This is a genomic window from Curtobacterium sp. MCSS17_011 (assembly GCF_003224275.1).
Classification (GTDB): domain Bacteria; phylum Actinomycetota; class Actinomycetes; order Actinomycetales; family Microbacteriaceae; genus Curtobacterium.
Genome location: NZ_QKLE01000033.1, coordinates 1 through 14318, shown reverse-complemented (window position 1 = coordinate 14318; position 14318 = coordinate 1). Strand labels below are relative to the sequence as shown.

The following is a 14318-nucleotide window of genomic DNA, read 5'->3' as shown; positions in this document are numbered from 1 at the left end:
ACCTTCGTCCTTGAAGTGTGTCGGGTGGTTGGTCAAGCCCATGCGCGGTGCAGGGTTTCGACGTGGAGGAGCGCGTTGTCGACGCGGGCGGTGCCGTGGTCGACGCGGTCGCGGACGCGGGGGTCGAGGAACACCTCGGCGTCGTGCCGCCAGGGCAGGATGTGCAGCTCGATGCCACCGCCGATGCGGTCCGCCCACCAGTTCAGGTCGACTTCGAAGGCGTCGCCGGCGAAGAACTGGTCGGAGACGATCTCCCCGTCGATGACGAGCCGGGCGATGTCACCGGCCCAGTCGATCCGCAGGAACGCACGGTGGGTGTCCGTCAGCGCTTCGGCGGGGACTTCGAACCGGTACTGCGCGGCCGCTGCCCATGCTGCCTCGTCGGGCACGGATGCGCGGCCGAGCGGTCCCGTGCGCGGCGCGGGGAGTTCGTCGACCGTTCCCTCGCGGAGCTGCGAGTATGCGACGTTGACCGGTTCCGCGACCGCGGGCAGCTGCCAGGAGCGGAACAGCTCGCCGTCCGCGGTGATCTCGACGAGGGATGACCCGGGGGCGTCGAGGTCACTTGCCGGCCAGACGGCGACGGTGTCCGTTCCTCCGGTCCGGAGGGTGAGACCGGCGCCGTCGAGAGCGTCCTCGAGGACGACGGCGGTGCTGCGCAGCAGACGGGAACGTCCCTGAACGGTTGCGGTCCAGAGTTCTGCGTGCTCGTCGGCTGAGACGATGAGCAGCCGCACGCTTCCGGTCGGACCGGTCACCGTGACCTGGCCGCCCGAGGCGCTGGCCGTCAGACGGTGAGTGTCGTCGCCGGCTGCTTCGATGTGCACGTCGCGGTTCGAGCCGAAGCCCGTGATCGTCTCGGCGTGCTCGACGACGACCTCGACCGGGATGTCGGGTTGTGCGGCGAGGACGTAGACGGGGGTGCCGTCGAGGTCGTCGACGACCGTCACGAGCTGGGCGGTCGCGAACTGCAGCGTCGCATCGCCGGGCAGCGGCAGCGCGAGGGGCCACACGAACGATGCGCCCGTCGGGATGGTCACGGGTTCCGACGGAATGAGCAGCGACGTCCCGTTCAGATCCACGTCGAACTGCACGTCGGCGTGTGCGGGAAGTGGTGCGGCCGCGGGTTGGTGGTTGTTGACGAACAGGAAGCCGGTGTCGCCGTCCGAGCGGACGGACCAGCGGAGCGTGTCTCGGTCCGTCGGGGATGACGGCAGCGTCTCCGGGAGCACCAGCGGCAACGGTGCGAGGAGGTGCCCGAACGTGTGGATGAAAAGGTGCTGAGCGCGGAGGAGGTGGAAGTGGCGTCGCACCTGCCCGAACTCGCCGAGCGGCGCACGGAAGTCGTACGTGTACTGCGCGAGGTCGTTCGGGTAGTCGGTGGCGTGGGACTCCTGGGTCGGCCCGTTGGCGACACGGCCCTGTGAGCCACCGTGGTACATGTAGTAGCCCTGCCACGCCGAACCGGACCCGAGCTTCGTCAGCGCGAGCGCGGCGACGTCTTCCGGGTCGACGAGAGGACGCCGGTGGTAGGCCACGTGCATGCCGCCGCCGAGTTCGCAGGTGGCGTACGGGTAGAGCGCATCGTCCGGGACGCCGTCCTCGTCGCTTGCAGTGCTGTTGGCTGCGCCGGCGACAGTGCCGCCGACGGCACGAACGTCGGCGCCGACGGACAGGTCGTCGCGGACGTCGGTGAAGAGGAAGTGCAGCGGGGCGCTGTCGGGCCACTGCACCCGCCAGTCTTCCCAGAAGGCGTCGGAGTAGCCGGCGTACAGCGGAACGACCTCGTTCGCCGGGTGCTCAGCGCCGCCCCAGCCCGTCGCGGTCCAAATCGCCGGCCGCATACCGATGCGTTCGGCCATACGACGCAGGCTTCGGATGTGTCCGGGCTGGTCGTACAGCTCGTTCTCGAGCTGTACGCCGATGATCGGGCCGCCGTCGACGTGGAACAGGCCGGTGAGCTGTTCGCCGACCTGCTCGAGGTACGGTTCGACGTCCGCCAGGTAGGCCGGGTCGTCGGTGCGTGCGCGGTCGCCGTGGCGTTCCACGATCCAGTCCGGGAACGCCCCGTTTCGGGTTTCGCCATGACCCCACGGGCCGATGCGGACGACCACGTCGAGGCCGAGCTCGTGGCAGAGCTCGAGGAAGTGACGCAGGTCACGGTTCCCGGACCAGTCGTACGTGCCGTGCTCTTCCTCGTGGAGGATCCAGAACACGTAGGTCGCGACCACGGTTACACCGCCGGCACGGATGGCGGCGAGTTCCTCGCGCCACACGGCGCGGGGTGAGCGTGCGTAGTGGTACTCGCCCATGACGGGCAGGAACGGGGAGCCGTTCCGTTCGAGGTAGCGGCTCGTCACCGTGATGCGGTCAGCGGTGCCGGCCGGTTCACCCTGGTTGAGGTGGCCGGTTCGGGCCGGAGTCGCAGCGGGGACGACGACTCGATTGGTGGTCTTCGTCGCGATCGTCATCGGGTGACTTCCTCGGTTTCGTTGATGCGCGTCGACAGCACAGTTGCGGCGACGTGGGATGGGTCTTCGTCCAGCAGCCGCGCGAGGGTTTTGCGGGCGCCGCTGGTGTTGCCGTCGATGAGTTCGAGCTGGGCGCTGACGAGAAGGTCGTCGCGGCGCCGACGCACGGCGACGTCCTCGTCGAAGAGCAGCAGGGACGGCAGGGATGTGGCGAAGTAGTCGACGGAGGCAGGTGTGCGCTGCGCCTCCGCCAAGCCGGCGGCGAGACGGTCGCGGAGCGCTTCCGCGGCGACGTCCTCGCCCAGTCGTCGCAGTGCCAGGATCGACCACACGGTCTGGTCGCTGTACGTCGCCACACTCATCTCGACGAAGTCGCCGTCCTGATCGGCAGCGGTACGCCATGCAGCCTCAGCGTCGCCCTGCTGACCGAGCTGTGCGAGGACATCACCGAGCAGGAGGTAGATCTCCGCGGTGTTCGCCAGCGGGTGGCGGGCTTCTCCGAGGGAACGCGGGGTGTCGAGGGTTCGGCGTACGTGCTCGAGGGCCTGCTCTGCTGCCCCGTCGCGCAGCGCGCTTCGGGCGGCGGCGAGGCAGGCGCGAGTCCACGCCCCGATCACCGCGCCTTCGCCGCCCTCCCACGGGTGGAACTCGCGCGTGCCGATCAGCTGCAGCGCGTCGTGCTGCTCACCGGTCATGGTGAGCAGGTCGGCGAGCTGCACGGTGAGGTCGTCGCGGGTCGCGACGAGACGTGCGGCGCCGCGCAACCGGTCGATCCGCTCCTGGACAGGTGCGCCGGTGCGCTGGTCGAGCTGGTCACGCTCGAAGAGCAGCCGTGCGTCGTCGGGGCGGAGTGTGGCAGCCCGCTCGTACGCAGCCTTGGCGCCGGTGACATCGCCGCGGACGTCGAAGAGGGCCAGTCCGAGGTTGCGCCAGGACACCGCGTCACCGGGGTTGCCGTCGACGGCCGTCTGCCATGCGGTGATTGCCTCCTCGCGGCGCTCGTTCGCGTAGAGCCAGTGGCCGAGCAGCGCCGCTGCGTGCGCGTTGTCCGGCCGGCGGCTGAGGACGCGGTTGAGGGCTTCCACGTCGTCGAGTCGGCCTGGGAAGCACCAACGGCCGTCGACCGTCGCTGCCGACGCGAGGGCTGTGTCGGCGTCAGCGTCGCGGTTCGCATCGAAGAGGACTGCCGCGCGCACGATGTCCGTGAGCGGACGTACGCTCGGCGCGCCGATGGCTCGGCTCTGGTCCGCGATGTCGGCCAGGCGGAGCAGCTCGAACGCTGCGTCCTCGGCGCCGATGGCACGGTTCTCGTGTGCGAGGTCGAGCAGGATCTGCGCGTCCGTGCCGCCGTCCGAGGTGTCGAGCCAGCGAAGCCACGCATCGAGCACGTTGACCTCCCGACCCTTGCGGAGAAGAACCTGCGCCTCGTCGCCACGACCTGCTCGGCGCAGGAGCGTGACCGCGATGGCGGTGGCTTGCTGGTCGCCCGGCTCCTTGTCGATCAGGGGCAGCATGAGCTCGAGTGCGTGCGCGTCATCCGCTGCCGTCCCGCGGGCGGCAAGCGTCCGCGCGCGTTCGACGGCGGCTGCCCGCGCCCAGGCGATGACCCATGCGGCACGGCCGAAGAACTCGATCGCTTCGTCGGGTCGCCCGAGCCGGCGAAGCGTCAGCGCCAGCATGTGCGTCGCGGTGCCGTCCGGCGGGTTCGGGTTGCGCCGTGTCTGCCGTTCGTGTGCAGCACGGAAGTGGGCTTCCGCGTCTTCGAACCGGCCGGCGCGATACGCGCGGACGCCCTGGAGGGTCTGGGCTCGGGCATCGTGCGGGTCACGTCGGAGCGCCTCCTTGAGGTACGGCTCCGGGGAACGGGTGGCGTGCCGGTACTGCGTCAGGTGCAGCGCGGTGACGACGAGCTCATCGACCGAGTCGATCGCGTCCGGGGCCGGCGGTTCCGTCGCCGGCTCGAGCGGCTCCTGCGGGACGACGTCGCGGCCGGCGCTCCAGCTGAGCAGCTCCGCGCCATCCGCTTCGACGCGCAGCACGAGCGAGTCAGCCTGGTGCTCCCCGCCGACCGCGAAACGCTCCACGTACGGCACGCCAGGGGCAAGCTGAGCCGAACGCTCAGCCAGGATGTTGCCCTCAGCGTCCGTCAGGATGACTCGGGCGTTTTCGAGGGCGCGCGTGGACGCCACAGCAACCCGGACGGTGGTCGTTCCGTTCGACGGGACGGCGACGTCGAGCCGGACCGCCACGTCACGATTGGCCTGATGCGCCGGACCGATTTCGGTGATCGGGTACCAGTACTGGGAGAACGCCTTCGTCTCGCCCGGCGCGAGGAAGCTGAAGTCCGGCTGGTTGTCGGTGAAGACGCCTGCCATGAGCTCGACGTACGCGCCATCCTCACCGTCGGTGAGGTTGCGGTCCCATGCGTGCCCGAACGGTGAGTTCCCCCACGTCCACTGCTTCTTGCCGGGAGCGATCGTGTGGTCGGCCCAGTGCACGAAGCCGGCGCGGCGTCCGTGGTCGTAGCCGCCGAAGAAGTCGTCGGTTGTGCCGGTGACCATGTAAGACGTCGGAACGGGGATGTTGTGGTACCAGTCGATGCGGTCGGGGGCGTCGTCGCGGGGAGGCAACGCAACGCCGTCGACGGCATCGGCGGTATCCCAGGTTTCGGTCGCGGCAGGACGGGCGCCCTCGGCGGCTCGTTCCGCGTAGTCGACGCCGTAGTACGTGCCGTGCACAGCAGGGAAGTCCACGACCGCACGCTTGGCGTGGTCGGCGACCTTCGCGACGTCGGTCGGGAAGAAGCTCTGGTAGTCGTCGTTGACGCGTGCGGCGACGTTCGCCCACCAGAGGAAGGTCTGCGTCGTCTCGCTGCGGTTCGTGAGACGGACGCGCAGTTCGATGAGCGAGCTGCCCGGACGCAGGCGCACCCCATGCGTGCCCTGCATCCGGTTGAACGGGTCGTGGTCGGAGCACCAGACCGTGACGGCCCCGTCGCTTTCTTCCTCGATCTCCCAGCTGGTTGGCAGGTAGGTCGCGGGGCGGTGGTGTTGCGGCCAGTTGAACTCGACACCGCCGGCCAGCCACGGGCCGGTCAGGCCGACCAGCGCCGGCTTGATGACGTCGTTGCGGTAGAAGAAGTCGTGGTCGGCGGTCTTGTCGTATCCGAGGTGGATGCGGCCGCCGAGCTCGGGCAGGATCATCAGCCGAACGAACTCGTTCTCGAGGTGAATCGCGTCCCACTCGCGCTCGACGCGTTCGTCTCCGACCTGCTCGTGGAACGGCAGCGGGTACACCGCGCCGGTGGAGCCCTGGTAAACCCGCCGGGACAGGTAGGCCGGGTACTCCATCGGTTCCCCGATCTCGTACGTGCCCATCGTCACCGGCTCGCTCCAGGCTCGGACTGGCTGGTCAGCGATTGGCGAAGGGGCGTCGGGAAGTTCCAGCGCATGGACGTCGTCGTGCATGCGATCAGGCTAGGAAGCGCGGTATGGCCCCGAACATAGGGAGATCGACGGACTGCCTGGACAAATCGACGACCGGCGACGACGATGAGCTTGTGGTGATGTTGCGCGATGGCTTCCCTGGGGAGCGCCTGCACGTCCTGCCGCGGCCGCTCGTGGGCGAGGCGCTGAAGCAGCCGCTCACCGAGCGCCTCCTCGTCACCGACGCGGGTTACTTCCCCCACGCCGAGCACCATGGTCGCCGGCGGCCACAGGGCGCGAGGGAACTCATTGTCATCCTTGTGTCCGACGGTGTCGGCTGGATCGAAACGCCGAAGGGTCGGGTCACGGTCAGCACCGGGCAGGTCGTTCTCTTGCCACCGGGAACGCCCCACTCCTACGGCGCCGACAGCGCGAGCCCCTGGTCGATCTGGTGGTTCCACGCCACAGGCGCGGACGCTGGCGCTCACCTCGATTCCCTTCAGGAGAGGCTTCGAGACGAGTACGTCCTCAACGCCGACGCCGCGACCGTCGCACCGCTGTTCGAAGCGGTTGTCGCGGCACTTTCCGTCGACGAGACACGCGCAAGTCTTCTCGCCGCCAGTGGGGCTGCCTGGCATGTCCTGGCGGTCCTCGGTACGGTCGCCGCGCCATCGCGCGGCACCAGTACACACTCGGCGATCGAGAGCATCTGTGAGTACCTTCGGCAACACCTCGAACAACCGACGAAGGTACCTGCCCTCGCCCGACGCGCTCAGCTTTCAGCATCGCACTTCAGGGTTGTCTTTCGCCGCACAACCGGAGTGAGCGTCGTCGAGTATGTACGACGGCTGCGGATGGCACGCGCCCGGTTCTTGCTCGAGGCCACCGACCTCAGCATCGCCGAGGTCGCAGCCTCAGTCGGCTACGACGACCCGTTCTACTTCTCCCGACAGTTCCGAACCGTTGTAGGCCTGCCTCCGTCCCAGTTCCGCGAGCACAGCCGAAGGAGCGAGACCGGTGCGCGCAACAGCACCTAGGTAACGGGCCACGTCGAGCCAGCCAGAGCGGCCGAAGTCCCCAGCATCGCTACTTCGGGGAGGGCCTTGTCGTCGACAGTCCGCGCGAGGCGGGTATTCGGCGGACGCCTTACTGACTCGTTTGTCTGTCGCACGCCATGGCGCGCACCCCCTTGCGCGGGCGCGCTCCGAGGCATTGCGGCAGAAGTAGCCGTGTCCGTTCTTGTTCATCAGACACGCTGCGAAGCAGTCGGACAAGTCAGTTGGCGGACGACAGGCGCTCGTGCACCCGACAACATGCTCAGCTCCATGTCACTTCAAGGGGCACGATTCACGCCGGTGATAGTGCCCCTTATCCGAAACTTCCGGAGCGCCCCCTCGGGTGCTCGAAGACCGCGAAACCCCTCCAGAACGCCAGGCCCCGCCGGTAAACTGGACCCGTACGAAACGGAGCCCTCATGCGCCACGTCACCCACCTGCAGGCCGTCACCGGGTCCGGCTCCGCGAAGCAGCGCGAGACCAAGCCGGCACGCACCGACGCCGAGGTCCAGCGCGCCATCACCCGCGCTGATGCAGCCCTCGGTGCAGCCGGCCACCAGGTCACGGACGAGGAAACCCGTGAGCTCGGGCGTCAGGTCGCCGCCGGCACCGTGTCGGGCGACGAGGCAGCGGCTCGCATCATCGGAAAGCTGCCCGTTACCTCCCCCAGCAGGTTGAACGGGTAGAAGGCGCAACTCTGCTGCGATTGAGGACGAATCGGACCAGCGGGTTCGTAAGAGCTCGTTGTTCGAGGACACGTGCGGCGCGTCGTGACGCGACTTCGGGCGCTGGGGGCGCAAGATTTTCCTTCGAGTTCCCCGTGAGCAAGATAAGGCTCGTTTACGAGCACAAATGCTAAGTCGAATGCGACGGCGTTGCCCTCCAGACCGGCCTCACAGCGATCTCTGTCTTCTGGTGGGGGCTAGCGTGCCTCCATGACAACAGCCCCGGAAGACCACTCGGAACCACGCACCGATCCTGACGTTGCGCACGCGATTGCTGACGCCATTGCAGACCTGGGCGCGGACGGAGATTTTCTCGCGCGAGGCCTGCTGACGCTCCTCCAATCGTTACCGGCAGTTCGACACACAGCCATGAACGACGACAGACGCGCGTTTCTCATCAAGTCTCACTCGATAACGGAAGAGCAGCTGTACCGCGCTGAACGAAACGTGGCGCGCGGGGCGCTTGTGCTGAAACAGCTAGAGACCTGGATGAACGAGGCGTGGCGAACTACCTCGATGCGCGATACCGCTGCGCTCCTCCATAGTTCCGAGGATGAGTTGCACGATGCCGTTGCCAAGGGATCGCTGATGTCCGTCAGGATCGGCGACGAGGAACGAATTCCGACTTGGCAACTGAGCAGCCGCGTGCCCGGTGAACTCCTCCCCCACCTCGATGCGCTCCTGCCCACCCTGCTGCCTCAGTGGAGCCCGACAACGATCGGCGCCTTCTTCCGAACCCGTCAGGAGGATCTTCGCGACTTCGGTAGCAAGACTCCAGCTGCCTGGCTCGACGATGGCGGCGACCCAGAAGCTATCTTGCGAATCATCGAAGCGGCCGAGCGCCGATGAAGACGCTATGTAACACATGGCTTGTTGACGAGCAATCCGTGCTACGTTTCGCAGAATGCACGTTCAGCTCCGAGGATGAGATGCGTTCGTTTTTGGAGCGTCACCCAGAGACTCTTGACGACTTGCTGATCGTGGGGAGTGAGTTGAGAAGCGAGTCTCACGGTTGGCCCGATTTACTCGCCCTCGACGCCGAGGGCCAGGTCTGGGTCATCGAACTGAAACTGAACTACGCTCCGCGCAAGATATTGGACCAGATCGTCGGTCACGCTACGTGGATTGCCTCGCTCACTCTCAGAGATCTGGCCCAACTATATGCTCGGTGCAACGACGGTGCCCAACTCGCCGAAGAGTACGAGGCGAAGTTCGGGAGACGTCTGCCCGGGCGCGCGGAAATGGGATCGGTGGTCGCAATCGTCGCATCGAGAATCCTCGAACACACGCACTGCCAGCTTGCGTGGCTCGAAGAGTGCGGGGTGCCGATGCGCGCGTATGAGTACCGATATTTGTGCGCGAACGGCGTCGAGGCGGTACGAGTAGAGCGCGTCAGGCTTCAGCCGCATGCTAGGAAGCCACTGTAAAAAGAATCGCCGATGCAGATCAGCTAAATGAAACGGCAAGAATTGTCTGACAAACAGACCACTACGCGCCTGCCCCAGTGTCGGCGTATACGTACACGTAGCGTTACTCGGGGGCGGCATCCCAGGCGACAGCACCGGCACCATCGATCCTATTTCAGCGGCGGGTAAGCCGAGAGCTCCGTCGCCGCTACATGGAGGTCGCCCGCATTTCGCGTGTGCCCGCTTGGCCGACTCGTTTCGCATCGCTCCGCGGACGCTCACGCGGGTTCCCCCGCCGATAGCCTATCTCTGCGCCACCCTCGGTTGGCAACGCTCAGCATCCGTCCTCGCGGACCCGTACTGCGCCGGTGCTCATGCCGGCGGTATTGAGTAACGGCAGCAATCACACCTGACGCGCGTATCGTTATCGGTTTGCCCGGAAGCCCACGCGCCGCATACCGCCAACGATTTCTAGGAGACGCCGATAGCGTCTCTTATGTCAGCGAAGAACCAAGCGCTCGACGGCTCACCAGCTCCTCCACGAGCACCCACGCGGAGTGGACACCGACCGCCGTCCACGGATCTCCCGAAGTTATCCCGCCGCGACCATTAGGCAGGACCGGTTGCACTCAAACCATCGGAGATTCTCTTCGTCTCGTCTGCAAACCAAGACATTTTGCGGGCCCCGGTGCGCCAATCATTCAATCCGGTCATGACAGCAGCCGTAACAGTCGCAAGTTCTTGATCGCGCCTGCCGACCTCCATGCTGACTGTTCTCGCGATTGTTTCTGTGAGTACAGCCCATGCCCAATCCGCGACCGGACGCTCCTTCGCCTCAAGCAGCCAGGCAAAGCGCCAGGAATTTGCTAGCATTTTACCCATGTGATCCGCGTCAATCGAAACGCCTCCACGGAAAGCTTGGCGAGCATTCTCCAGCGTCTCCATTAAATGCTCCACGGCATCAATCCGGCGAGATACGCGGTCTGCTTTGCGCTGGGCGCGCTGCTGAAGCCAGAAAAGCACAAGCACACCAGCGATCGAAAACGCGCCGCCTACCACACTAGGGGTGACCGCATTGACAAACTTAGCTAGGTCTTCTGGATTGCCCCAATTCATGATTAGAGCATACGCGGGCCAATCAGTTTTCGCTTGCAGGCGATCCACACAACGCGATAACAACCGTTTGACGCCAGGCTGGGCGATGACGCCGTCTTGCGTGATACTTCGAGATCACCTGAGTCCAGCGCGAACGACCACCCCTGATTTTGCCTACCACTCCCGCTGGCGCTGATACAGGGCTCTTATGTCAGCGCGCCGTTCTCACGCGCCGCACGTAAGCGATATCCCAAACGAGCGCGATGCTTTCCCTCAGCCTCGGCTACGCCGTGGGTTCATCGCCGAATGCAAGATCGGCAGATTGAACCATTCGGATGAGATAGGAGGTTGCGATGCCGTGCCATCGATATCTACGTTGCACAACAGCGTCGAGCCATAGAAATAGCGCATAAAGTGCATCGTCCCCGATTCTCACCCAGCCAGCCCCAACTGAACCATCCGGCCAAAGAAAGGAGAGGGAGCCCCGTCCATCTGCAAGATTGATGTACGCACCATGACCTAATACAAACAAAGCATCCAGCGGAGCTAGCGTATCGCGGCGGACGGCGCTAATATCGACAGGAGCGACTTCATTGAGCAAGGCAAGCACCCGATCTTGCGCGAGGGAGGTCTCGAAGGCCACCGCGAAGAAAGGGAATGAGTCAATAAATCGAACACCATCTGACTGCGTGATTGACATCAGCTCGTTTTTTTGGGGCGGATCGGGGGTCAAACTACGCACGCTTTGACCCTTCTTCACAATGTCCTGAAGGGTTTGTTTGGTTAAAGTAGTTTTTACCTCTGCCATACCCGATGTACCCTCGGCGAGATAATATCCCGCATCGTGCGAACCGTGATTCAAGGGCTGGTCATCATTAGTCAGTATGATGTCAAGCTGATTCGTCTCGGCACCCCAGCGGTCAAAGACTTGCCCCGCGCCCACCCCGAATCGGCGGGGCATGTGCTTAACCAAAAAGCTACGCACCGCGTGTTCGGCCGATTCCCCTTTGCTTAAATTGTGGGAAAATCCCGCTCGAAATTGATTGAGCTGCGCAAGGAGTTTTTGCTCCTCGGCGGCAAATATCGCGTGCATCTTGTTCCGAACAGGATCTTCAGACGCTCCTACCTTATGCATGCCTGCACCTCAGCCCTATTTTGGTGGGGGTATCAAAGCTTAAATTGGGATGGTTGCCGGTCAGGCGTGATTTTCCGGCTCCGCCTCGACCTACCTAGCGCATCACACGCCGCTGGAGGTGATGACTCCTCGGCGCTGCCACTCCACCACTGTGATTGCTAGGTGCACAACGGCGGCCGCTTCCCGCTCTGCCGGCGTTCGGTGCTCATTTCCGCCATGGCGGTCTGGATTAGGCCACGCAAAACGAAGCACCTTGGCCAAATCTGGTGTTGCACCGAGATCGAAACGTACGCCCTCCGGCTCTTTCTGCAGTTCCGTGATGACGGTTCCAAGCGTTGCACGTTTGTTTCTCGGAGCCACCAGAGGTACAAGGGCGGTTTCCATAGCCTTGATTGCATGATCCCAGGCATCCGAAGGATTCGGCGTCAGCCCGTAGAGCTGCGTCCAGGCCTCCTGCAGATCGAGCGCAGCTTCATCGTTTGCTTGAACAACCTCGTGATACGCATTATGAAGCTCTTCGGTGACGCGACGCTCCAAAGCGCCGTTGTTATCCGCAACGGTCCAGATGGAAAATGCCTGCTGAAGCAAAGCGCGCAGGTCAGAAGCGGTCGCCGCGTGCAAGTTCCCGAGATGGAGAACTGCGTCGAGCACGTCCAGCATGAGATCGTCGTCGCGTTCGACCTGGTTGAGGAGCTGGCGTACCGGCGGATTTTGATAGTTACGCGGATTCACCGCAGTGTCGACAGCAAGAGCCACATCGAGGACCAGTTTCTCTCTCGTCCCCCCACGCGAGTCACGGTATCCGAACGCCCCCTCGAGCCAGTGCACCAACGCGACGGTTGCGGGAGGGCTGAAACTAGCGGTCAGCGCGATTGGAGCCTTCCGCCCGTCCCGCACTGAAAGTCGCTGCCAATCAGTCAACGTAATTCCTCGTCTCCGCTGATGCTTCCAGTGACCGCGTCTGGGTGTGACACTCAACCTCAGTGAATCCTACGGCTCGTCCTTGATCAGCACCCAAGGTGCCAACCGGCACCCGTCGCTCTGAGGTATACCCCACTGCTACGCCTCCTCCGAGACCTGGTTGGTGTTGCATTGGGGTGGGAATGCGCGTCAGTGCCACGCTTCCGTGCAAGGTCTAGAGACGCCGCAACACCGGACGCCATCGGTGTGAGCGACGGTGCCGACTGATAGTGAGCAAACGCCACGGATTCGCAAACGCTTGCGGGGGTTGCTACGAAGAAGGACCGAGGGCGCCTGCGCTGGTTCGGGTCCGGGCAGGCGCCCTCGCGCTACGACGCCGTCGGGTACGACGTGCGATCACGACGAGGCCAGCCCGGTAACGAGGGGACGAGCGACCGCGGCTAGGGTCCGCGGCGTAGCAAAACGACGATACTTCGACATGGAAGAAACGGGAACACTGGGTCGCGAAACGCGGTGCGCAGCGTTCCGGCGCACGCTTCCTCCGCCCCGATCCGGGTGGCTACTCGGCGCCGCCGCGCTGGACTGCTCGGTACACGGTTGAGCGCGCCACCCCGAACAGCTCCGCGATCTCGCTCGTCGTGTGCCCTCCAGCGCGGTACAACGACACCAGGTGCTTCTCCTGCGAGACGGTGAGCTTTGGCTTCCGGCCTCGAAGCTTGCCGGCTGCTTTCGCGATCGCCATACCCTCACGTGTCCGAGCACGGATGAGGTCAGCTTCGAACTCGGCGACCATCCCCAGCACGTTGAACAGCAGCCGGCCTACCGGGTCGGTCGGGTTGTAGACCGCTCCCCCGAGGTTCAACGCGACGCCCTTCTTCGTGAGCTCGTCAGCGATGTCCGTCGCATCGCGCAGCGATCGGGCAAGCCGGTCGAGCTTGGTCACGACCAATGTGTCCCCCGCGCGGCACGCCGCCAGCGCTTCCCGGAGCCCGGGGCGCGCTCGAGTCGTGCCCGACAATCCGTGATCGACGTGCACGTCCTCGTCAGACACGCCCAGGGTGCGGAGGCCGTCTCGCTGCGCTGCGAGATCTTGGCCGGAAGTCGAAACGCGGGCATAGCCGATGAGCACCGGGCCACTGTAGCGTTTAGACCCCCGTCACCGGGCATTTTTGCGGGACAGGCATACGGGAATCACCGGACCAGTAGTTCACTGGTACTGCTCGCCACGGCAAGGACCGCCAGCGGTGTCCCGATGAACGACCGGCTACCGGGACACCATGGTTTGAGCGGTCGTGCGCTCGCAGGGCGCGAAGTTCGAGGACAGAAAGGCATCGGATGGCTAAGTTCTTCAACTCACCCCTCCGGTCGCAGAGATGGGGCTCGGGGCGGTTTTCGTCATCATGGGCGTCGTCGTCGGACCGGTGGTCGCGGCTCCGGAAGATCGCGTGAATCAAGGACCTCTGAACATGATTCCGACGCCGGTGCTGGTCGGTGTGCTCGTCGTATGTGGGGCCGTCGTGTTCGCGCAAGGGCTCGGCACTTGGATCAAGCGGAAGCGCGGGAGGTAGGGGCCGGTCGAGGATCGGCTATTGGAACACGCTGCGCCTGCGTCCCGTCGTCCAGTCGCTGTGTCTCGGGATGTGACTGGAGCAATCCGGTGGGGCGAGCGTTTCGGGTCCGCGCACCCCACCGGATCAGAAGGCTTGAGCCCCTGACCTCACCGGCTCAGTAAGCCAGTGATGTCAGGGCTCACGATACGGAGGACCACCTCGCTGGCGGAAGGGAATCACGACCGATTGCGCGAAGCCGCACGACCGCACTGCTCCTCACGGCCGCCCTGCCATCCGATCTCCTTGCAGGGCGAGGCTGCGCAAGCCCTGGCCACGGCTACCCGTGCTCTGCCAGAAGACGCCCTCGCCCCGGCCATGAGCGCTGATTGGCGCCCTGCACGACATCACCTTCTCGCGCAACCCCTAACGCTCGTCGGCGATGTGGTGGACGATGGGCGCCAGCGGACCTTCCGCCGAAGCAGCGACCCGACTGGAGATGCTGCATGAACTGGCAAGAAGTCCTCAACAGCGGCAG

9 protein-coding genes are annotated in these 14318 nt (G+C 64.9%); 3 read left to right on the top strand and 6 right to left on the bottom strand.

Annotated features, from left to right (window positions below; translation table 11 throughout):
• Positions 1-32: 32 nt before the first annotated feature.
• Positions 33-2471, bottom strand: a complete 2439-nt coding sequence (locus DEJ17_RS15795; RefSeq protein WP_110895139.1) for a beta-galactosidase — start codon at positions 2469-2471, stop codon at positions 33-35.
• Positions 2468-5848 (bottom strand): DUF5107 domain-containing protein, encoded by a 3381-nt coding sequence (locus tag DEJ17_RS15790; RefSeq protein ID WP_258366857.1) that lies wholly within the window; start codon positions 5846-5848, stop codon positions 2468-2470. The genes DEJ17_RS15795 and DEJ17_RS15790 overlap by 4 nt, the downstream gene beginning before the upstream one ends.
• A gap of 113 nt (positions 5849-5961) precedes the next feature.
• On the opposite strand from DEJ17_RS15790, the gene DEJ17_RS15785 reads away from it, so the two are divergent.
• The 3 genes from DEJ17_RS15785 (at position 5962) to DEJ17_RS15775 (ending at position 8525) form a co-directional block, all read left to right on the top strand.
• Entirely contained in the window at positions 5962-6933 is a 972-nt protein-coding gene (locus DEJ17_RS15785; protein WP_258366853.1) for an AraC family transcriptional regulator, read from the top strand.
• A 437-nt stretch (positions 6934-7370) separates the two neighbouring features.
• Positions 7371-7637, top strand: a complete 267-nt coding sequence (locus DEJ17_RS15780) for a hypothetical protein (protein ID WP_110895135.1) — start codon at positions 7371-7373, stop codon at positions 7635-7637.
• A gap of 249 nt (positions 7638-7886) precedes the next feature.
• Positions 7887-8525: a hypothetical protein gene (locus tag DEJ17_RS15775; protein ID WP_146239743.1), complete on the top strand. Its 639-nt coding sequence runs from the start codon at positions 7887-7889 to the stop codon at positions 8523-8525.
• A 1166-nt stretch (positions 8526-9691) separates the two neighbouring features.
• Here DEJ17_RS15775 and DEJ17_RS17600 read toward each other — a convergent pair.
• The 4 genes from DEJ17_RS17600 to DEJ17_RS15760 form a co-directional block, all read right to left on the bottom strand.
• Entirely contained in the window at positions 9692-10198 is a 507-nt protein-coding gene (locus DEJ17_RS17600; protein ID WP_146239742.1) for a hypothetical protein, read from the bottom strand.
• 262 nt (positions 10199-10460) lie between these two features.
• On the bottom strand, positions 10461-11312 hold the full coding sequence (locus DEJ17_RS17595; RefSeq protein WP_146239741.1) for a DUF6602 domain-containing protein: 852 nt from the start codon (positions 11310-11312) through the stop codon (positions 10461-10463).
• A 102-nt stretch (positions 11313-11414) separates the two neighbouring features.
• The gene (locus tag DEJ17_RS17590) at positions 11415-12140 is read right to left on the bottom strand and encodes a hypothetical protein (protein ID WP_146239740.1); all 726 of its coding nucleotides are present in this window, start codon (positions 12138-12140) and stop codon (positions 11415-11417) included.
• Between the two features lie 652 nt (positions 12141-12792).
• On the bottom strand, positions 12793-13362 hold the full coding sequence (locus tag DEJ17_RS15760) for a recombinase family protein (RefSeq protein WP_110895127.1): 570 nt from the start codon (positions 13360-13362) through the stop codon (positions 12793-12795).
• Positions 13363-14318 lie beyond the last annotated feature (956 nt).

Bases quoted from the DNA above. Each gene is read 5' to 3' on its own strand.
- DEJ17_RS15795 (WP_110895139.1), bottom strand. From the start codon at position 2,471: ATGACGATCGCGACGAAGACCACCAATCGAGTCGTCGTCCCCGCTGCG.
- DEJ17_RS15790 (WP_258366857.1), bottom strand. From the start codon at position 5,848: ATGGGCACGTACGAGATCGGGGAACCGATGGAGTACCCGGCCTACCTG.
- DEJ17_RS15785 (WP_258366853.1), top strand. From the start codon at position 5,962: ATGGCCCCGAACATAGGGAGATCGACGGACTGCCTGGACAAATCGACG.
- DEJ17_RS15780 (WP_110895135.1), top strand. From the start codon at position 7,371: ATGCGCCACGTCACCCACCTGCAGGCCGTCACCGGGTCCGGCTCCGCG.
- DEJ17_RS15775 (WP_146239743.1), top strand. From the start codon at position 7,887: ATGACAACAGCCCCGGAAGACCACTCGGAACCACGCACCGATCCTGAC.
- DEJ17_RS17600 (WP_146239742.1), bottom strand. From the start codon at position 10,198: ATGAATTGGGGCAATCCAGAAGACCTAGCTAAGTTTGTCAATGCGGTC.
- DEJ17_RS17595 (WP_146239741.1), bottom strand. From the start codon at position 11,312: ATGCATAAGGTAGGAGCGTCTGAAGATCCTGTTCGGAACAAGATGCAC.